The 19,508-nt window shown below is 61.8% G+C and carries 14 protein-coding genes; 5 read left to right on the top strand and 9 right to left on the bottom strand.

All coding sequences use genetic code 11. The annotated features are described in order from the left end of the window. Positions 1-154 precede the first annotated feature (154 nt). Positions 155-1,224 (top strand): IS630 family transposase gene (locus tag B5525_RS06185; RefSeq protein ID WP_154073089.1). Its coding sequence is split into 2 segments (ribosomal slippage): positions 155-641 and positions 641-1,224, totalling 1,071 coding nucleotides; the frame shifts between segments, so codons are not numbered across the junction. A gap of 226 nt (positions 1,225-1,450) precedes the next feature. On the opposite strand, the gene B5525_RS06180 is transcribed toward B5525_RS06185, so the two are convergent. The 6 genes from B5525_RS06180 to B5525_RS06160 all read right to left on the bottom strand — a co-directional run bounded on the left by B5525_RS06180 (position 1,451) and on the right by B5525_RS06160 (position 8,640). Next, positions 1,451-2,584 (bottom strand): hypothetical protein, encoded by a 1,134-nt coding sequence (locus tag B5525_RS06180; RefSeq protein WP_154073088.1) that lies wholly within the window; start codon positions 2,582-2,584, stop codon positions 1,451-1,453. 260 nt (positions 2,585-2,844) lie between these two features. Further along, positions 2,845-4,698 (bottom strand): class I SAM-dependent methyltransferase, encoded by a 1,854-nt coding sequence (locus B5525_RS06175; RefSeq protein WP_079565215.1) that lies wholly within the window; start codon positions 4,696-4,698, stop codon positions 2,845-2,847. Positions 4,699-4,908: 210 nt separating this feature from the next. Next, positions 4,909-5,112, bottom strand: coding sequence for an ABC transporter substrate binding protein (locus tag B5525_RS43645; RefSeq protein WP_244567839.1), 204 nt, complete (start codon positions 5,110-5,112; stop codon positions 4,909-4,911). Then, a complete protein-coding gene (locus B5525_RS46060; RefSeq protein ID WP_079565214.1) occupies positions 5,045-6,154 on the bottom strand; it encodes a hypothetical protein in 1,110 nt (369 codons plus the stop codon). Before B5525_RS46060 ends, B5525_RS43645 begins: the two co-directional genes overlap by 68 nt. Positions 6,155-6,187: 33 nt before the next feature. Then, entirely contained in the window at positions 6,188-7,702 is a 1,515-nt protein-coding gene (locus tag B5525_RS06165; protein ID WP_079565213.1) for a Dyp-type peroxidase, read from the bottom strand. 86 nt (positions 7,703-7,788) lie between these two features. After that, positions 7,789-8,640, bottom strand: coding sequence for a hypothetical protein (locus B5525_RS06160; RefSeq protein WP_154073086.1), 852 nt, complete (start codon positions 8,638-8,640; stop codon positions 7,789-7,791). Between the two features lie 1,284 nt (positions 8,641-9,924). Here B5525_RS06160 and B5525_RS06150 point away from each other — a divergent pair. The 3 genes from B5525_RS06150 to B5525_RS06140 all read left to right on the top strand — a co-directional run bounded on the left by B5525_RS06150 (position 9,925) and on the right by B5525_RS06140 (position 15,345). Further along, a complete protein-coding gene (locus B5525_RS06150) occupies positions 9,925-11,286 on the top strand; it encodes a class-II fumarase/aspartase family protein (RefSeq protein ID WP_079565210.1) in 1,362 nt (453 codons plus the stop codon). A gap of 559 nt (positions 11,287-11,845) precedes the next feature. Beyond that, the gene (locus tag B5525_RS06145) at positions 11,846-13,102 is read left to right on the top strand and encodes an aminopeptidase (RefSeq protein ID WP_079565209.1); all 1,257 of its coding nucleotides are present in this window, start codon (positions 11,846-11,848) and stop codon (positions 13,100-13,102) included. Positions 13,103-13,353: 251 nt separating this feature from the next. Beyond that, positions 13,354-15,345, top strand: coding sequence for a DEAD/DEAH box helicase (locus tag B5525_RS06140; protein WP_425305255.1), 1,992 nt, complete (start codon positions 13,354-13,356; stop codon positions 15,343-15,345). A 27-nt stretch (positions 15,346-15,372) separates the two neighbouring features. Here the strand turns inward: B5525_RS06140 and B5525_RS06135 are convergent, their stop codons facing one another. Next, positions 15,373-15,837 (bottom strand): Lrp/AsnC family transcriptional regulator, encoded by a 465-nt coding sequence (locus B5525_RS06135; protein WP_079565208.1) that lies wholly within the window; start codon positions 15,835-15,837, stop codon positions 15,373-15,375. Between the two features lie 160 nt (positions 15,838-15,997). Here B5525_RS06135 and B5525_RS06130 point away from each other — a divergent pair, with 160 nt between their 5' ends. After that, entirely contained in the window at positions 15,998-17,011 is a 1,014-nt protein-coding gene (locus B5525_RS06130) for a 1-aminocyclopropane-1-carboxylate deaminase (RefSeq protein ID WP_079565207.1), read from the top strand. Between the two features lie 44 nt (positions 17,012-17,055). Here the strand turns inward: B5525_RS06130 and B5525_RS06125 are convergent, their stop codons facing one another. Together B5525_RS06125 and B5525_RS06120 are read right to left on the bottom strand one after the other, a co-directional pair. Next, on the bottom strand, positions 17,056-18,441 hold the full coding sequence (locus tag B5525_RS06125; protein WP_079565206.1) for an MFS transporter: 1,386 nt from the start codon (positions 18,439-18,441) through the stop codon (positions 17,056-17,058). Between the two features lie 117 nt (positions 18,442-18,558). Further along, a complete protein-coding gene (locus B5525_RS06120; protein ID WP_079565205.1) occupies positions 18,559-19,392 on the bottom strand; it encodes an NmrA family NAD(P)-binding protein in 834 nt (277 codons plus the stop codon). Between the last annotated feature and the right edge of the window lie 116 nt (positions 19,393-19,508).

The raw sequence follows: 19,508 nt of genomic DNA, 5'->3' as shown, positions 1-19,508 counted from the left end.
GCGGTAAGCGCGGTTCGCACAACCGCGGACGTGCGCTTTGGTCCCGTCAAAAGCGCCGTTTTATACCAGCCTTCGGAAGGTCTGACTCTTTTTTGAAAAGCTGGCGCCGGCGTGATTCATTTATGACCGACTGGATTGATTCGGGAGGTCGGCGATGGGCGCGGCGGTCGGTCTACGGGAGGATTTCGAGGCGGATGAGCTGCGTCGGCTCGCGGCGAAGGTGAAGGATGCCGCGCAGGCGCGACGGCTGCTGGCGCTGGCGGCGATTCGCGACGGGATGAACCGCACCGAGGCGGCCCGGATCGGCGGCATGGACCGGCAGACGCTGCGGGACTGGGCGCACCGCTTCAACCAGTACGGGCCTGACGGTCTGATCGACATCAAGCCGACCGGGCGGCCGTCGAAGCTCTCCGACGAGCAGAAAGATGCATTGAAGCAGCTCGTCGAGACCGGCCCCGACCCGGAGAAGGATGGGGTCGTACGCTGGCGCTGCGTCGACCTGAAGCGTGTTCTCGGACAGCGTTTCGGTGTCGATCTGTCGGAGGTGAGCCTGGGGCGCGCGCTCAAGAAGCTCGGCTTCTCGCACATCAGCGCCCGGCCGCGCCATCCCGTGCAGGATCCGGAGACGATCGCGGCATTTAAAAAAACTTTCCTACGCAGGTCGCGGCGATCGTGACCAAACTCGCCCCGGAAACGCCGATTGAGGTCTGGTTCCAGGACGAGATGCGGGTCGGCCAGAAGAACAGCCTCGTCTACCAATGGGCCAAGAAGGGATCACGGCCGCGGCAGCCCAAGGATCAGCGCTACGAGAACGCCTATGTGTTCGGCGCCGTCTGTGCGAGCCGCGACACCGGCGTCGCCCTCATCATGCCGCAAGCCGACACCGAGGCCATGCAGGCGCATCTCGACGCCATCGGCAAGGCCGTCGCGCCCGGCGCGCATGCGCTGCTGATCCTCGACAAGGCCGGATGGCACACGACGCGCAAACTAAAGCCACCTGCCAATGTCACCCTCGTGCCGCTGCCACCCGCCTGTCCGGAGCTCAACGCAGCCGAGAACATCTGGCAGTATCTGCGACAGACCTATCTCGCCAACCGTGTGTTCGCGTCCTACACCGATATCCTCGACGCCTGCCAAGACGCCTGGCGAAAACTTCTCGCCGAAACCGGGCGCATCACCTCGATCGCGGCCCGCGACTGGGCCATCATCGGTCAGCCCTTCTGAAGGCTGGTATTAAATCTCTGCTAGCCACTTCCGGGTTACCCCATCGACAGACATCGTCAGACCGGTGCGGTTGATCCGGTCTATACAAAATCACGGCGATTTCGAAAGGCAGTTTGTGTCATCCCCGACACGGGCGATGAGGAGCGTGACGTCCGGATGCGCGCGCCGCGGGATGAGGCGCGGGCACTACAAAGACCGCTGCCGGATGTTTGCTCCAGGCCTCGCGCTAATTTCCGGCCTCCCGATCGGTCCGTCCTGGTAACGAGGTCAGGAACTGCAGTGCGGCGTTGCGCGTGTCTGGCGAGTTCAGGATCCCGAGATGGGCGGTGAAGAGGACCGTGTCGTATAGACCCTGGCCGACAAGGTCGATCGTCGTGGCGCCGGCAAGACCGGTGCTGGCGGTGAAATCATGCGGTTTGCCGTCGCGATCCTCGGCGGGAACGCCGGGGAGGGCGCCGTCCTGCAGGCTGTTGTAGACGAAGTCGGGTGTTCCCGGCTTGTTGCGGATGACCAGGTAACGCGTGGGGCCCGGCGTCTCGCCCGCGGCGTTCAGGACCGCGAGCAACTGGGTGTGGTCGGAACCGTACTCGTCGCATACAGCGCTGCTCGGCGTGAAGCCGCCGCCGCTCGGCAGCTGGTAGAAGTTGAGCGGGTTGGGTGAGCAGTCAATGATGCCATGATTGGGTCCGTCGATGGCGACGAGCGCCCGCACCCTGCGATAGGCATTGTCCTGCAGCATCCATTCCCGGGCCACGGTGACGCCGAGACTGTGGGCGACGATGTCGACGCGCCTGGCGCCAGTGAAGTCGAGGACCGCCTGCACGAATTCGCGCAGGAGCGGCACGGCCGCGGCAGTGGTGTGCGAGATGCCGGAGCGATGGGTATTGTCCTGTGCCAGATCGCACTGATCGCCTTGATAACCCAGCCCCCAGAGCTCGCTCGGGCGGTAGCCGTGATCGAGGAAGAATTGTGCGAAGGCCTGGATGCGGCCAAAGGGGTTGCAGGCGGTCGCGAACGGGGTGTCGTTGTTGCCGTGGAGGAAGATCACCGGGACGTGCTCGATGCGGCCGATACGGGAGCCAAAGCCAATCACCGGCTGGCCGAGATAGAAGTTGCGGATCACCGGGAAGTCGTCGGGAAATTTCGTGCCGATCTCGGCGGCGCTCGCCAATGCTGCGGCGCCAAATTGCAACAGAACCGCGATGATGGCCGCAATGCGAAAGTGTTTGATGGTCATAGCCCCCCTCCAGCCTTTGTAAGTTTTCGCCGAACGTGGCGAGCTCGAAGCATTTTGCGCCACGAACAGCGGAAGGCTAGCTCCGATAAACATCCGCTGGCTACGCATGGTTACCTGAAACAAAAAGAAATATTCTATTAATGGTTGTAGTCAAACAGGATCGTGTCGAATTGTCTAGCTTGTTTTGCCATGGCGAAAGCTCGATCCCGGCAGCGTGTGTTCTTCCACTTTGGAGGTGCGTGGTGGATCGGGCCGCGAGTTGCTCCCCGCTCTGTCGACAGCTAACATTTGTCCCGCTTAATCGCTTCGTCCATGGACAGGACTCGGCGAGCAAGTGCCCACGTGATATTCCGGTTAGAAATCCACGACAGCGTCCCAAAGCTTCAGTGCGCGTTCTTGCCCACCGTGAAGACATACATGCCCCAAAACGTCTCCGGATGATTGGCCTCGAAGCGGTGCCACTGATCCAAGTTAGCCTCATCGGCCGCGTCCGGAAACTGTTTGTGAAATTTTGCAATCACCGTCGGATCGTCAAAGGGTTCGAAGGCCAGGAAAGACAGATCATGATCGTTCAGAAATGCAGCGATCTCGGGGATAGTGAAGCGATGTTCCATGACGTTAAACAGCAGGTCGCGGCAGCCGCTCATGCTGTAGAAATCTTTCGCGCCAATCAGCATTTTCCAGTGTTCCGCCTCCCGCATGATGTCCTGGCGACACCTCCTCATGTCGGCGGCTGTGGCGCGATAACCGCGCGCGGCGATGCGGGCGCGGGCCTCCGCGATAACGCGGCGCGCCAAATTGCTGTATAACCCGATGCGCATCCTGCCACCCGGTCGCAGCAGCGAGACCAGCACGCGCCACCCGGCCGTCGGCTCTGCAAGATGATGGAGCACACCGACCGACTCGATGCTATCGAACGTGCGATCGATCCTGCCTAGTTCCAGAATATCCGCTTGCGCATACTCGATATTGCGCAAGCCCAGTTCGCGCGTCTTTCGGCGCGCATAGGCGAGGCTGGTCAGGCTGACGTCGACCGCGAGCAAACGGGCGTTCGGATAGACTTGCGCGATCTGAACCGCGTGCGAGCCGGTGCCGCAGCCCGCAATCAGAATATCCAGTTCGGCTTGCCGTTCCGCCGTCGGGATGCTCCTTCCCCGCGCCTGATCGGCAGCGAATGCATTCAGCGGGTTTGTGGTCCAGCGCGGATAAGGGTTTTCCTCGTATTGGCGCATCACTTGCAATGATACGCTGTTCTCGATAGGGGCCAGTGTCGCGATGGCGGTGCGCTCGCCCACTTCCTCAAGCGGCTCGCGGAGTTGCACCTGTAACAGGCCGGCCACGGTCGCAGGCCAATCCCGGCGCAGAAGCGCTTCCGCCATTGGCATGGCGTGAAGCGGGAAATAGGCCGCAACCACCGCCAGCGTGAGTGGAGTGATGGCGGCCCCTGATGCCAGGTCCTGCAGCAATCGATCGCGCAGTTCGCTCGCAAGTCCGCTTTCGGCTTCGGCCTGTACATAGATATATTCGTTGATGAAGCACTGCCGGGCGAGTGCGCAAGCAAAGGCGACTATATCCTCGTCGATCTCGCCGTTATCTTCGCCGTGCTCATCCGAAAGCCGCAGCAGTTCGGCGCGTGCATGTCCCAACAACGATTCAAGTTGCACGCCTGGCAGCGTCATCGCTTCCATCGCACAGCGGAGGAAGACGTCCTTTGCAAGCGGGACGACGCCTTCGGTGCCGAACAATTCGACGTTCGTTACCGGCAGCGGCCACTTGCCGGTAATCCGCGCAACATAGGTGGCGATGATAGGACTCTGCAGGATGAAGGTGGGGGCCTTCTCGTCCATACCGAGCGAAAGCGCCTTGCTGAAGTGCGCGATCGCTTTGGTGCGATTACCCAACGCCTGGTACGAATTGCCGACATTGTAATGGCAAGCGGCGTTCACCTCGTCCGAAGCAATCGCTTTTGCGAACATCTTCACGGCGACCCGGTGGTCGCCGGATTCCTGCGCCATCAGCCCGAGAAGATTCAGGCTCTGCACATGTGCAGGCTCGCGCGCGAGAATTTGACGGCAGATCTCCTGCGCTTGGTTGATACGGCCCATCCCGCGCGAACGGCTTGCCTCAGCGGCGAGGTCGGCGATGCTCGGGCTCGCCGAGCCGAAGGCCAGCGCGTTTGGCCTGCTTGCGGACTCGTCGCGTCGCTTGTTGGCCGCACGTCGTTCTTTTCGGTTCATGTCCCGTCAACTGGTCCAATCCGTAAAACGCGGCCAAACAGCACACCGGAGAAGGCAGCGGTTGGGGCTGCGCATCGACCAACCACGCCCGGCAGACATAGGGCCAATCGCGCTTTCAGCCAAGGATAATCTACCACATTGTTGATGGACGGCGGACGCCTCGTATGTCACGGCCAATGCCCTTGCCAACGCCGATCCGTCATAGCCTGCCTACTCGATCACCTCGTCGGCACGAGCGAGCAGCGTGGCAGGAAGTTTGATGCCGAGAGCTTTTGCGGTTTTGAGATTGATCAATAGCTCAAAGTTATTGAGCAGCTCTATTGATAGTTTGGCTGGCCTAGCGCCTTTAAGAATCCGGTCGACCAGATTCGTCCTGCGACGAGAATTGCCGTCCGCGCTTTTGTATGCGGGCATTTCTGCTCGCGACTTCTGCGGCCCAGCGCGCGCGATTGATGCTTCCAACAGGCTTACTGTCAGGTGCTGAGTTGCCCGTAACATCGAAATACACAGCTTCGCTGGCTTCCGCCACAAGCTGCGAATTTGGCAGGAGCGTAAGCTTTGCGACCGTGTGGAAGGGCGCTTCGGCTTCGCTCCAGTCCACGCTCGCGTTTTCGATCCAGAAGTCGGCGTCGCGCTTCTTACCCCAATATGTCATTTTGCTGCTGTCAAGGAACTGGACTCCAAAGTCAAACCAGCTCATCTGGCTATCTTCCTTGAGGTGACGGACCAGTTCGTCCTGCAGACCCTTCGGGTTATTTTTTTGCAGGGGACGTGCCGAATTAGTCCGAGATGGCGTGGCAGAAAATTTCACGACATCGGCCGGCCCGTGACGAAATGGGACGGTGCTCCAATAGCGCAATTGCTGGTAAGGCTTAATCGCCTGACGGGCCTGCAATTCTGCCAAAGCGAGAGTTCTCATCACTTTCAACTTGTCTTTGAACGACAGCGACCATAGGCCAGCGACTGGGTTCGATGCCGTCAACAGCTTCACGGTCGCCAAAAATGCCGGCGAATCATTGATTGGCAGGGTGGGCGCGTTCTGCAGCGAAAAATCCTGGCGCAAAGGCCCCTCTCCGGCGGCGCCGCTCCGACCGAGGTCAACCGAGAACGACAAAGATCGTACATCGGGCTTGAAATCAGAATTTATATTCGGATCCGCGTTCGCGAACCGCACTACTGCAGGGTATGCGTCGGGCCTCGCAAAAATCCCCCTTGCAAGCCGCGATGCAAGCCCAGCGGCCCGATTAACGCTAACGTCAAGCACCTCGAATTGGGCACGGGCACAAACTCCGCTTGCATGGGTTCCGCGACAAAGCGATCGGCGCTGCTTGATCGCAGCATTTGTCTGCATCAGGAGAGATTTCTCGGCGATCGCTTTAATGTCTGCCTGTTCGGTGCTGACGCTCCTGTCGGCGTCGCTTTCGGTTACTCCAAACCACCTGGTCAACAACAGCATGGAAAGGTCCCTCCGAGAAATCGCCTCATGGGCCTATCTCAAATTGGAGATGAACCTGATCGCAGTGACGCTTGGCAGAAAGCAGTACGCGGCGGCTCGCGTGGCAATAAAGCTAGAAAACCCGGTGATCTTTATCGGAGGCGCGCCATTGGCTTGTGGAATTATGAAAATACTTTCGGATGGATCTTGCGTCCCGATCATTGGATCCTTTGACTTCGGATGCAGCCTAACCGACCCGGCGAACTCGCTGTCGTTGACCCAATGTCCGAGCACAAACTCATATTGGTTTTCGATACTTGAATTAATGAAATAGCCCAGTAGCCCGCGTTCTATGCCGTCATAAGGTTGCGTGGGATCATAAACGGGCCCGTAGGGCATGCCACGACGGATCAGTCTGTGAGTATTGTTGCTGGCACCGGGTTGACCTTGACCGGTGACGGGTTGGCCTCGTGGATTTATGCGGCGCATGTGCGCACCAACCGGGCATCGCAAACCCCTGGGATCGCCCGACCCATCCGCGTTTACGTATTCGAAATTATTCAACTGTTCGGGTAGGAGCCCTCCCGTGGGGCTATCGCTATCTGGAGACAACGCGAGCGGGACACCGTTGCGCCAACGACCACACAACTTGGCGGCGAGCAACTCAGGGTCGATCTTGTCCTTGTTCGATTGCAGGAAATTTTCGAACGCAACGACGTCGGTCCGGATCATCTTGAAGACGGCGAAGCTGCCGTTCAATCCTATCTCTCGAGGTGTCGGCACCAAATAATTCTCGGCCTCGTCCAGCAACACGAATAGCCATGGTTCGCAAGGCTGCTGATGATCCGGAGGATATCGCTCAGGACCACCCCGAATAGTGGTCATACTGATGCCGTCCGTGTAGCCGAAATGAACCGTAAAGGTTGGGACCGGTTTGCCGTCTTGCATCTCCATCAACGCCATCCCGTCGGCGCGCCATGTTTCCCGAAAGGCACAACCCTCGGCAAAAAGTGCAGTTAGCCGGTCGCTACGGGCATTCATCACCTCTGGGCTTAAGGCATGCAGCGTGACCAGGACATGGTCGCTTCCGGCTCCGAATCCGCCGATCCAGTGTTGCGGGTCGCTGACGCCGGTATCGCCCACTAATTTTGCTCGCTTGGCGGCGCCGGCAAGGAAGGCGGCAAAAGACTTGAACGATAGGGTTGGGACGCGATCTTTGACCTCTAGCGCAACCAGCCCGGGCCAGGTGATGCCAACGTTGAGGCAATAGTCGGGTTTACGGCGCGGCACTTGGGCAGGATCATCCGCGGGTCCCGGCTCAAAGCCAACATGCCAGTCCTCGGCAGTAGTGATCTGCGGCGCATCAGCCTCGTCGCCACTGACGAACCGCCCCAGCAATTTGCGCGCCTCCTCGGGGACATCGACCGTCAACAAAAAATGCCGAACCATCGGCATCCTGTACCCGCGGAGAATGAAGCCCTGTATATCGGCGAGGTTTAGCGCGGCCTGCGTGCCCGTGCTCGAATGCGCATCCAACTCCGCGCCTCGCCCAAATAAACCTCTCAGCATGCCGTTCGTCTCCTTTGCGTTCGGCGCTAATCACGGCTTCTAAAGGTTCATTGCATCCACTGGAGTCGCCAGGTCGACAGGCCAATTTACCTAGCTACGGCAGATGGCGACTTGCTGTCGGCGATCAGGGCATGGATATCCTGAACAGATAGTCCCGGATAGGCCTGGTAGAACCCGATCGGGGCGCGGTTTGCGCCGGCTGCGAAGTCAATGAATTCCTGCAGATGTTTTCGGCATGGCGAAGGCGGCGGGTCCTTTGTGAACTTGAATATCAGATCGAAGATTGGTCCGATATTCCTTGTGAAGTCGGCCATGTACTTGTCGAACGAGCCATCATAGACCGTAAAGAAACCAAGCTGATTGTCCTCGAGTGGAACGAATTGTGCGAAGTGAGGCGTGCCGACTTTATCGAGGTCCTTTGTGGTCCCGCTTCCGCGGATGCGCAGGATCATTTTCACCTCGATGAAGGCGATCTTGGATTTGATGGGCAAAACTACCAGGAACGGGTTTAGCTCGCTGCCTCCGACGACATCCGCGGCGGACGCCAGCGCCCTGATCTCCCTGGCGGTTACGCCGGGGTAAGCGGTGTAGAGATTCACAGCATCGACAAGCCGCGAGGCCATCCATTCAACAAACTCATCCACATTGTTGGCGACCGGAATCGGCGGCGCATTGTCCACATACTGGAAGATCGCATCGAAGATCGGTCCTGCAAGCTTGGCGAGATCGGTCATGAGGAGAGCGAATTCTCCGTCGAAGTCGCCAAGAAACAGCAGCGTCTTTTCGCTCAGCACAGCGAAGCGTGAGTAGTGGATGGTGCCGATCGCATCGTTGGCCCGGAACAGCTCCGGCATCAAAGGCGGTAGCTTCTCCGCTATTATCTTTGCATCTGCGGGTGATTTTACGGGAAAGCTGACGGTAAAGTGGTTCTGGCTCATTGCATCTTCTCCTTCGCCTCAGCGGCGGAACGCCCAGAGAAGGCGTCAAGCGCAGCGCTACAGAGCGCTGGCAACTCGCTGGTTAGCCACGGTTGATCAGGAAACAAAAGCCTGTTGGTTTTGCGGGCGCCGCCCGACGCCCGTAAATGTAGTCCGCGATCGCCCTGCCTAGTCTCGCGCTCTTTCGAGTGCGTGTCGAATGAGCTTTTGTTCGTCATTTCCGTTATCGCGGAGAATAGTTCCGATCGTCGCACTCTCGGGGCCGATGACGGAATCATAGCCCGGATAGCCGGTGGACATTTAGAATGCTTGTTGATGATAGGAAACTCGCAATTTTAATCACGACGTCCTCCTATAACGGCCGTTTTTGACGGTGCACTGCACGCGTTATAAGGATACCGTAAAGCACCTTCATTTCGCGGCTATGCATTTTCGGCGGACGAGTAAAATATCCGCGGGCACCCATGCCCGCTGTGGGTCAAAGGCGCCGTTTTAAATCCCTGCCAGCCAGTTCCGGTTTACCCCCCATCAACAGACATCATCAGACCGGTGCGGTTGATCCGGTCTGTGCAGGAAGCGCAGATCGCGAGAACTGCAAATGCAACGCCAAGCGGCAAGGCACCTTCCCTGCCTCACCAACGCCTGCGGAAAACGACCCGACGGGCAAATCACCTGGGCAATTTTACGACCCCTCTGTCTAGCCCCTTTTGAAAAATATTCGGATTTTCCGAAGAAGCAAATCACCTTATATCCGAAAGCCGTCCCGCTCCTCAGAGGGGCGTTGCGCAACGTCACGAAACGCGGAGCGGGATGCGGTGGACGCTGGGTGCGCGCTTGACGGGCGATGCGGCTGGCGGACGGCGAAGGCGTGTGGTCCTGACGCCCCGACGCTGGCGTCAAGTTCGCGGGAAGCAATTTTCGCGGGCGACGGTGGCAAGAAAGCCCGGTCACCGGGGAGAGCGCGTTATAAGCCGTAAAACCATTGCGCGGGGAATGCCGGACGCTTCCGGTGCGACCTGACTAACGCGTGTGCATTCTACCACTACCGTTGCACACGCGGCTATCGGGCGCATCGGGCGCCCGGCATTCCCTGCGCCCTCTGTTCTCGGAGGGACAAGGCTCTTGCATAACCCGGGCGCATGGCGTCGCGAGAATGCGAACGCATGTTTCATTTGTCTCGAATGGAACTGGATTCAAACGCGCGTATTCGCCTTGAGTTGAATGGGTGGGCGCAACGTGCGAGCCTAGCCGAGATAAAAGAAATTATGCTTTCGAGGAAACTCCGTGCCCGCTTTCCCCACTTCCACCACCGTGCTCGATTCCATCCTGTTCCGCGACGCCTTCGGCACACCTGCCATGCGCGAGGTGTTTTCGGACTTCAGCCTGATCTCAGGCTATGCCGAGGTCGAGATCGCGCTGGCGAGGGCCGAGGCGCGCTGCGGCGTGATCCCGGCGGAAGCCGCGGCGGAAATCGCCGAGCGTACCGACGTTTCGGCGCTCGATTTCGATCTGCTCCGCCACGAGACCGATATCGTCGGCTACCCGATCCTGCCGCTGGTCCATCAAATGACAAAACAGTGCGGCGAAGCCGGCCGCTATGTGCATTGGGGCGCGACCACCCAGGACATCATGGATACCGCGGTGGTCCTGCAGCTGCGCGCGGGGCTGAAGATCATCGAAACCGATATCGCCGATTTGCGGCGGATCCTTGCGGACCTCTCGCGGCGCTACCGCGATACGCCGATGGCGGGCCGCACCCATCTGCAGCAGGCGCTGCCGGTGACCTTCGGCTATAAGACCGCGATTTACCTTGCGATGTTCGATCGCCACGCCGAGCGCCTCGAGCAGCTCAAGCCGCGCGTGCTGGTCGGCCAGTTCGCCGGCGCCGCCGGCACGCTGGCGTCGCTGGGCGACAAGGGGTTTGAGGTCCAGAAGGCGCTGTGCGATGAACTCGGCCTCGGCATTCCCGTCTCCACCTGGCACGTCGCCCGCGACGGGCTTGCGGAGGCCGTGAATTTCCTCGCGCTGGTGACGGCATCGCTCGGCAAGATCGCGCTCGATATCATGATCATGGCCTCGACCGAATTCGCCGAACTCTACGAGCCCTTTGTAAAAGGACGCGGCGCGTCCTCGACCATGCCGCAGAAGCGCAATCCGATTTCCTCCGAATTGATGCTGGCGGCCTCGAAGGCGGTGCGCCAGCATGCCGGCCTGATGCTGGACGCGATGGTGCAGGATTTCGAGCGCGCCACCGGCCCCTGGCATGCCGAGTGGATGGCGATCCCCGAAAGTTTCGTGCTCACCGCCGGCGCGCTGCATCAGGCGAAATTCGCGCTTGAAGGTCTTGTCGTGGATGACAGGCAGATGGCGAAAAATCTCGGCATCAGCCGCGGCCTGATCGTCGCCGAGGCCGTCATGATGGGGCTGGCGCCGCAGATCGGCCGGCAGGAAGCGCACGATTTGGTCTACGATGCCTGCCGGCTCGCCAACGAGAAGAACATAACGCTGGCGGGCGCGCTGTCGGCGGACCCGCGGGTCACCTCGCGAATCGACCGCGCCACCATCGAGCGGCTCACCTCGCCCGGGAACTATCTCGGTCTGGCGCCGGAAATGGTGGATCGGGTGCTGGCGTCCTGTCCTCGTTGAGGTTTCGGCCAGCCGATGTACCGAAAGACGCGCGCTTCCGGAACGACGAGGAAATGAAAAAATGCTCTTCACCGCTAACCGCGACAAACCGCGCAGCGCCCTGCAGAAATTCATCGCCGCGGAGATCGATACCTTTGTCAGTGAATGGGAGAAGGCCGATCGCTCGTCGCCGAACCCGTGAGTTGGGGCCCGGCTCAGTTAACTCCCCTCCCACCACGCGCATCGCGCGTGGTGGGGTCCGAGGCGAGCGAAGCTCGCTCTTGAGGTCGGGGGTGGGGGGTGGCGCCTCGAATTCTCGCTCTCGTGCCGGCACTGAGTCCGCTGAAACACCCCCCACCCCCGACCCCTCCCCACCGCTTTCGCGGGGGGGGGGAGGGGAGCAGAAACGCGCATCGGTTTGACTATTCTATGATGTGACAGAGCCGCGGGCCAAGGCTGGAGGACGTTGAGAAGGAATGGCGCTATCGCGCGATTGTTCCCGCGACAAATGAATGGCGGCCTTGAACTGTCCAATCACAAGCATTTATTAGTCGTCTGTCCACGAACAACAGGCTGCCCCATGACCGTTCATGACCGCAACATCTCCGCATCGATCGATCCGGTAAAACTCGACCGTCTGGCCGAGGTGGCGATCAAGGTCGGGCTGAATCTGCAACCAGGGCAGGATCTGCTTTTGACCGCGCCCGCGGTGGCGCTGCCGCTGGTGCGCCGGATCGCCGAGCATGCCTACAAGGCCGGCGCTGGTCTGGTGACGCCCTTCTTCTCCGACGAGGACGTGACGCTGTCGCGCTACCGGTTCGGCCACGACAACAGTTTCGATCGTGCCGCCGGCTGGCTCTATGAGGGCATGTCGAAGGCGTTTGCCGCCAACACCGCGCGGCTCGCCATCGTCGGCGACAATCCGATGCTGTTGTCTGGCGAGGATCCCGGCAAGGTGGCGCGCGCCAGCAAGGCCAATTCGGTCGCCTATCAGCCGGCGCTGGAGAAGATCGTCAATTTCGACGTCAACTGGAACATCATCGCCTATCCCAGCGCGTCCTGGGCGAAGCAGGTTTTCCCTGATGACGAAGAGGATGTCGCGGTGGCAAAGCTTGCGGACGCGATTTTCGCGGCCTCGCGCGTCGACATTGACAATGCCGTCGCGGCCTGGACCAAGCACAACGCCGTGCTGCGCGAGCGGACCGAATGGCTGAACGGCCAGCGCTTCAGCGCGCTGCATTATACCGGACCGGGCACCGATCTCACGATCGGGCTTGCCGACGGCCATGAATGGGAAGGCGGCGCTTCGACCGCCAAAAACGGCATTATCTGCAACGCCAATATCCCGACCGAGGAAGTGTTCACGACGCCGCATTGCCGGCGGGTCGACGGCCACGTCGTCAGTTCCAAGCCGCTGTCCTATCAGGGCTCGCTGATCGACAACATCGCGGTCAAGTTCGAGGAAGGCCGCATCGTGGAGGCAAAAGCCTCGCGCGGCGAGGAAGTGCTGAACAAGGTGCTGGATACCGACGAGGGCGCGCGCCGGCTCGGTGAAGTGGCGCTGGTGCCGCATTCCTCGCCGATCTCGAAAAGCGGGCTGTTGTTCTTCAACACCTTGTTCGACGAGAACGCCGCCTGCCACATCGCGCTCGGCCAGTGCTATTCGAAATGCTTTGTCGATGGCGGCAGACTGACACCCGAGCAGATCGCAGCCCAGGGCGGCAACAAGAGCCTGATCCATATCGACTGGATGATCGGCTCGGACAGACTCGACATCGACGGCATCCATGCCGACGACCGCCGGGTGCCGGTGTTCCGCAAGGGCGAGTGGGCCTGACATCGTTAGCGGGTGGCGCAACGTGCGCGCCCGATAACAGCTTCTGGCGCCGCCCGGTGCCGAAACCCGCCGTAATTCGCCGTTAATATTGGCGGTTGCGCCAATGCCGCCGGTCTTGCATGCAACCATGGCCATGGCGCTTCGGCCGCTTTTGGCCTAAAGGAACCCCAATTCAATCAAATCCGCAGCTTCGCGGCCGTGCTTCTGCCAGGCACGGAAGCTTCGATCCATTGGGTTCGAGGCTCCGTTCGATGTCCTGGCGTAGACCAACCAAGGCTTTCAATCCCGTGACATTTTCGACCACTAGTCCATCGCTCGCCAAAGCCCTGGCCGAGCGCAATTACGATCAGCTGACCGCCGTCCAGACCGCCGTGCTTGCGGACAAGGCCAAAGGCCGCGACCTGCTTGTTTCGGCGCAAACCGGCTCGGGCAAGACCGTCGCCTATGGGCTCGCCATCGCCGAGGATCTCCTCGGCCACGCCGAGCGGTTCGAGCGGGCCGCGGCACCGCTGGCCCTGATCGTTGCGCCGACGCGCGAGCTCGCCTTGCAGGTCCAGCGCGAACTCGCATGGCTCTATCAATACGCGGACGCGCGCGTCGTCTCCTGCGTCGGCGGCATGGATCCGCGCCGCGAACAGCGCGAACTGGCCGCGGGCGCCCACATCGTGGTCGGCACGCCCGGCCGGTTGTGCGATCATTTGCGCCGCAATCGTCTCGATGTAACGCAATTGAAGGCCGTCGTGCTCGACGAAGCCGATGAGATGCTCGATCTCGGCTTTCGCGAGGACATGGAATTCATCCTCAAGACCACGCCCGCCACCCGCCGCACCCTGTTGTTCTCGGCGACCTTGCCGCGCGGCATCGTCGCGCTGGCCAGGCAGTATCAGCGCGAAGCGTTTCGCGTCGAGGTCGCGGGCGACGAAGGCGGTCATGCCGATATCGAATATCGCGGCATAAGGATCGCCGCCGGCGATGTCGAGCATGCGGTCGTCAACGTGCTGCGCTTTTTCGAATCGCCGAGCACGCTGGTGTTCTGCAACACGCGGGATGCGGTCCGTCATCTGCAGGCGACGCTGCTGGAACGCGGGTTTTCCGTGGTCGCGCTATCAGGCGAATTGACCCAGAACGAGCGAACCCAGGCGCTGCAATCGTTGCGGGATGGACGGGCCCGCGTCTGCGTAGCCACCGACGTGGCGGCGCGCGGCATCGACCTGCCGAACCTCGACCTCGTCATTCACGCCGACCTGCCGAATGACGCGGAGGTGATGCAGCATCGCTCCGGTCGCACGGGGCGTGCGGGCCGCAAGGGCGTCAGCGTCCTGCTGGTGCCGCCGGCGCGGAAGCGGCGCGCGGAGTTGCTGCTGAATCTGGCGGGCATCGATGTCATCTGGGGCACCGCGCCCACGGCGGATGAAATCAAGAAGCTCGATCAGGATCGCATGCTGCACGACGCCCTGTTCACCGAGGAGACCACCCCCGACGATCTGATCCTGGCGCGGGCGTTGCTCGCCGAGCGGTCGCCCGAGGATATCGCCGCGGCGCTGGCGCGGCTCTATCGCACGCGGCTGCCTTCGCCCGAGGATATTCTCGATCCCGGCCAGGGCGCGGGCCGCTTCCGCGACGATCGCGGCCGGGGCAAGGACGATCGATCGCCGCGGGCTGAGGATCGCGCCGCGGCGCAGCGATCGAAGCCGGGCAAATCACGCCACGGCATGGCGGAGGGCAGCGTCTGGTTTCGCGCCGCCATCGGCCGCCGGAAGAACGCGGAAGCCCGCTGGCTGTTGCCGATGATCTGCCGGCGTGGCGGCATCGAGAAGAATGACATCGGCGCGATCCGCATCATGGACACCACCACCGAGTTTGAAATCTCCAACCGGGTCGCCGAATCCTTCGCCGCCAGCGTCCGCCGCCCGGACAAGGAAGACAACATTCGCATCGAGGCCATGGCGGATGCCCCGCAAGCGGAGGCGCGTCCCGAAAAGCAATCGCACGCGCCCCGTCGCGAAGCTGGCAAGACCGATCACGCGCGTCCTCGGGTCCACGAAATCCGCGACGAGAAGGGTCCAAAACAGCACGGCCAGCCGCACGGCGGCGGCGCTTCGAGATTTGGCGGAGAGCCCGGGTCCAAGAAGAAAAAGCGGCACCCGGACCGACCTGCCTACGGTGGACACAAGCAGTCCGCCGGCGCAGCCAGTGCGAAACCCGCCTTCGGCAAGAAGGCAAAGGAAAAGCGGCGCGGCTGACGCCGGCGCGCCGGGCATGCGCCTGGGTCAGAAATCAAGCGGAGCGTTATCGACGACTTCCTTCATAACGAAGAAAGTTCGCGTCTGGCGCACGCCGGGCAGCGCGATCAGCTGTTCGCCGTGAATGCGGTTGAAATCCGCCATGTCCTTGACCCTGATCTTCAGGAAATAATCGAAGTCGCCCGCGACCAGGTGGCAGTCGAGAATGAATTTCAATTTCGCGACGGCCTTCTCGAACGCCGCGAAGCTCTCGGGTGTCGAGCGATCGAGAACCACGCCGACCATCACCAGCGCGCCCCGGTCCACCTTCTGCGGCACGATCATTGCGCGAACGCGGCTAATATAGCCGCCGTCGAACAGCGCCTGGGTACGGCGGTGACATGTCGCGGGACTGGTGCCGGCCAGTTGCGCCAGTTCGGCATTGCTGAGCCGTCCGTTGCCCTGAAGCAGGCGCAGCATCTTGAGGCCGATGCGGTCGATTTCGCCAGGCATGGAAGATCCTTTCGATATCTCGATATTATTCGAAAGATAACGGAACCAACTGTACAGATATCAATAAGGACTGGCAATTTCATTGCCAGATTCGAGAGCACCTTTTTCGGCGTCGATGTTACGTTGGAGTCGATTTAGCCGCTGACCGGAGAGGACCTGCATGCTGGAGAAATTCGAACGTTACCCCCTCACTTTCGGCCCCACGCATATCGAGAAACTGGACCGGCTCGGCGGGCATCTCGGCGGCAAGGTCGAGCTTTACGCCAAACGCGAGGACTGCAATTCGGGGCTTGCTTTCGGCGGCAACAAGCTGCGCAAGCTCGAATACATCGTTCCCGATGCGATCGCCTCCAACGCCGATACGCTGGTCTCGATCGGCGGCGTGCAGTCGAACCATACCCGCATGGTTGCCGCGGTCGCGGCGAAAATCGGAATGAAATGCCGGCTGGTACAGGAAAGCTGGGTGCCGCATGAGGACGCCGTCTATGACCGCGTCGGCAATATCCTGCTGAGCCGGATCATGGGCGCCGATGTCCAGATGGTCGACGAGGGATTCGACATCGGCATCCGGGAAAGCTGGGAGGCGGCGATTGCGGACGTGAAGGCCAAGGGCGGCAAGCCTTACGCGATCCCGGCCGGCGCGTCGGTGCACAAATTCGGCGGCCTTGGCTATGTCGGCTTCGCCGAGGAAGTTCGCGCCCAGGAGAAGGAACTGGGGTTCGCATTCGACTACATCGTTGTCTGCACCGTCACCGGCTCGACCCATGCCGGCATGCTGGTCGGCTTCGCGAAGGACGGGCGCGCGCGCAAGGTCATCGGCATCGATGCATCCTTCACACCGATGCAGACCAGGGCCCAGGTGCTCGCGATTGCGCGCAACACCGCCAACCTCGTCGAACTCGGCAGGGAAATTGTCGAGGACGACATCGTCCTGCTCGAGGATTATGCCTACCCGGCCTATGGGGTTCCGTCGCAGGAGACGAAGCAGGCCATCCGGCTGTGCGCGCGTCTCGAAGGCATGATCACCGATCCGGTTTATGAGGGTAAATCCATGCAAGGCATGATCGATCTCGTGAAGAAGGGCTATTTCCCGGAAGGATCAAAGGTCCTCTACGCTCATCTTGGCGGCGCACCGGCCATCAACGGCTACGCCTATGCGTTCCGCAACGGTTGAAGTTCGTTGGTCGCGACGGCGCCCGGTCAGGCTCCGGCCGCCGGCTACTTCGCCTTTACAGTCAGCCGCAGCAGGCTCATCACGCATCCGAGCGCGGCGAAGGCCGCGCCCAGCACCAGCGCGATGGTGGCACCCTCGCGGCCGACGAGACCAAAACATAAAGCCGCCAGCGCCGCGCCCGAGGTTTGCCCGATCAGCCGCGCCGTCGCCACGATGCCGCTGGCGCCGCCGCTGCGATCGGGGGGCGCGCTGGACATGATCGCCTTCATGTTCGGCGCCTGGAAGAAACCGAAGCCACAGCCGCACAGCGCCATGCGCCAGACGATGTCGGCGACATGCGGGTTCACCGGCAGCATCGCCAGGAGCGCCATCCCGAGGCCGAGCAGCGCGAGGCCGACGCTGCCGAGAATTCCTGCGGCGTAGCGATCGGACAGGCGTCCCGCGATCGGCGCCATCACGGCGACCACGAGCGGCCACGGCGTCATGAAGAAGCCGGTCTCGACCTGGGTGCGGCCCAGTATGTCCTCGAAGTAGAACGGCAGCGACACGAAGGCGAGGCCCTGGACTGAGAACGAGCAGATCGCGGTGGCCGTGGACAGCGCGAACAGCGGTCTTCGAAACAGATCGATCGGCAGCATCGGCGCGGGATGATCGGCCTGCCGGCGGATCAGCACCCAGCCGAACAGCACGGCGGCGGCAAGTTCGATTGCTACCAACGCCGGCTGGGCGTGATGCGCGGCACTGCCCACCCCCAGCATGAACAGGCCGAGACAGCCCGCCGCCAACAGCGCGCCGGGAAAATCGAATCCATGCGTCGCCCGCGGGGTGCGCGGCAAGGTCTTCAGGCCGATCAGGATCGCCACCAGGCCGAACGGAATGTTGATGGCGAACAGCCACGGCCACTGGCCCAGCGCCAGGATGCCGGAGGCGATGGTCGGGCCGAGCGTGAAAGCGGTCGCGACCACCATCGCGTTGTGGCCGAAACCGCGGCCCTGCAGCCGTCCCGGATAGACGTAACGAACCAGCGCGGTGTTCACGCTCATGATGCCGCTGGCGCCGAGGCCCTGCAGCACCCGCGCTACCAGCAGGCTCGGCAACGACCAGGCGCAGGCGCAGGCCAGCGATGCCAGCGTGAACAGCAGAAGCCCGGCGAGATAGATCCGGTGATGTCCGACGATCTCGCCGAGGGCTGCGAGCGGCAGCAGGGTTGCCACCAGCGCGATCTGATAGACGTTCACGACCCAGATCACGTCGGCCGGGCCGACATGCAGATCGGCCGCGATCGCCGGAAGTGCGATGTTGGCGATCGCCGTATCGAGCGAGGCCATCGCCAGCGCGGTGAAGATCGCCGCGGCGGCCCAACCCCGGCGGTCCGCCGGCAGACCATCCATCGCAGCCGGCTTGTTCGCCGAGATTGTTTCCGTCGACATTCGAAAGCAACTCCGAAAGTCGAGATGTAGAGTGAATTCGCGGGGAACAGCAGGCGGCTCGTTGCATGCCGCGTATGCTCCGGCTGGCCGCGGCCGGCCGCCGGAGCATCGCTCAAATCAGGCCGATTTCGCCAGCCCCTCGCGCACGAACTGTTCGAACGTCTTCGGCCTGGCGCCGCCGATCTTCTCGATCGTGTCGGTCACCGCGAAGCGGGCGGCTTCCGCATTCAGGCTGGCGGCGCGTAGCGCCTTCCAGAGCGCGGACAGATGGGCGACCGCATGGGCATTATAGCCGCGGGCGATGGCGTCGCTGCGCCACTCCTCGTCGGTGGTCTCCTCGTAACGCACGTTCCGTGCGAGGACGCTGCCGAACGTCGCGATGATGTCCTTCAGCGAAATGACGCTGCCGACCACCGGATAGGCGGCGTTCGCGGGCAATGAGGGGCTGGTCAACAAGCCGACCGCGACCCGCGCCACATCCTCGGCCGCGACCAGCGGAAGGACGGTGGTCTCCTTGCCCCAGGGCAGCCGCACGGCGCCCTGCGCCGGCAGGCTCTGGCGGACCTGCGAGCCCAGATTCTCGTAGAACACGGTCGCCCGGACATGCACCGCGCCGATTCCTGCCCATTCGAACACCTGCTCGGACAGATAGTTTTGCCGCATGCGCGGGGTGGGGGCATCGATCGAGGATTGCAGCATCACGAGATTGACGAGGCGCGTGATGCCGGCTTCGCGGGCAGCCAGTGCCATCGCGGCGCTGGCGTCGAGCAGGCCGTCCTGCACCGGGTAGGCAAAGTAAATGGCCGAGGTGCCTTGCGCCGCGCGCTGGACCGCGCGGGCGTCGAGAAAGTCGCCTTCGACGATTTCGGCGCCGCGCGCACGCAGATGCTCGGAGCGTTCGTCGATGCTATGGACGAAGGCGCGGACGGGAATCCCGCGGGCGAGCAGCATTTCCGATACGTGGCGTCCGGTCTTGCCTTGCCTGCCGCCGGCCGCTGACGTGACGAGGACTGGTTTTGTTATGGCGAAGCCTCCTTGTGCATTTTGCCCGGGATAGGTACTATGTG

Source organism: Bradyrhizobium erythrophlei, assembly GCF_900129505.1.
Classification (GTDB): domain Bacteria; phylum Pseudomonadota; class Alphaproteobacteria; order Rhizobiales; family Xanthobacteraceae; genus Bradyrhizobium; species Bradyrhizobium erythrophlei_D.
Note: the sequence above shows the minus strand (reverse complement) of the source record. Positions and strands in the feature narration are given on the sequence as shown.

Coding starts and splice junctions, on each gene's coding strand:
- B5525_RS06165 (WP_079565213.1), bottom strand. CDS start 7,702: ATGCTGAGAGGTTTATTTGGGCGAGGCGCGGAGTTGGATGCGCATTCG.
- B5525_RS06175 (WP_079565215.1), bottom strand. CDS start 4,698: ATGAACCGAAAAGAACGACGTGCGGCCAACAAGCGACGCGACGAGTCC.
- B5525_RS06145 (WP_079565209.1), top strand. CDS start 11,846: ATGACCGTTCATGACCGCAACATCTCCGCATCGATCGATCCGGTAAAA.
- B5525_RS43645 (WP_244567839.1), bottom strand. CDS start 5,112: ATGCCCGCATACAAAAGCGCGGACGGCAATTCTCGTCGCAGGACGAAT.
- B5525_RS06125 (WP_079565206.1), bottom strand. CDS start 18,441: ATGTCGACGGAAACAATCTCGGCGAACAAGCCGGCTGCGATGGATGGT.
- B5525_RS06120 (WP_079565205.1), bottom strand. CDS start 19,392: ATGCTGCTCGCCCGCGGGATTCCCGTCCGCGCCTTCGTCCATAGCATC.
- B5525_RS06135 (WP_079565208.1), bottom strand. CDS start 15,837: ATGCCTGGCGAAATCGACCGCATCGGCCTCAAGATGCTGCGCCTGCTT.
- B5525_RS06130 (WP_079565207.1), top strand. CDS start 15,998: ATGCTGGAGAAATTCGAACGTTACCCCCTCACTTTCGGCCCCACGCAT.
- B5525_RS06140 (WP_425305255.1), top strand. CDS start 13,354: ATGTCCTGGCGTAGACCAACCAAGGCTTTCAATCCCGTGACATTTTCG.
- B5525_RS06160 (WP_154073086.1), bottom strand. CDS start 8,640: ATGAGCCAGAACCACTTTACCGTCAGCTTTCCCGTAAAATCACCCGCA.
- B5525_RS46060 (WP_079565214.1), bottom strand. CDS start 6,154: ATGCTGTTGTTGACCAGGTGGTTTGGAGTAACCGAAAGCGACGCCGAC.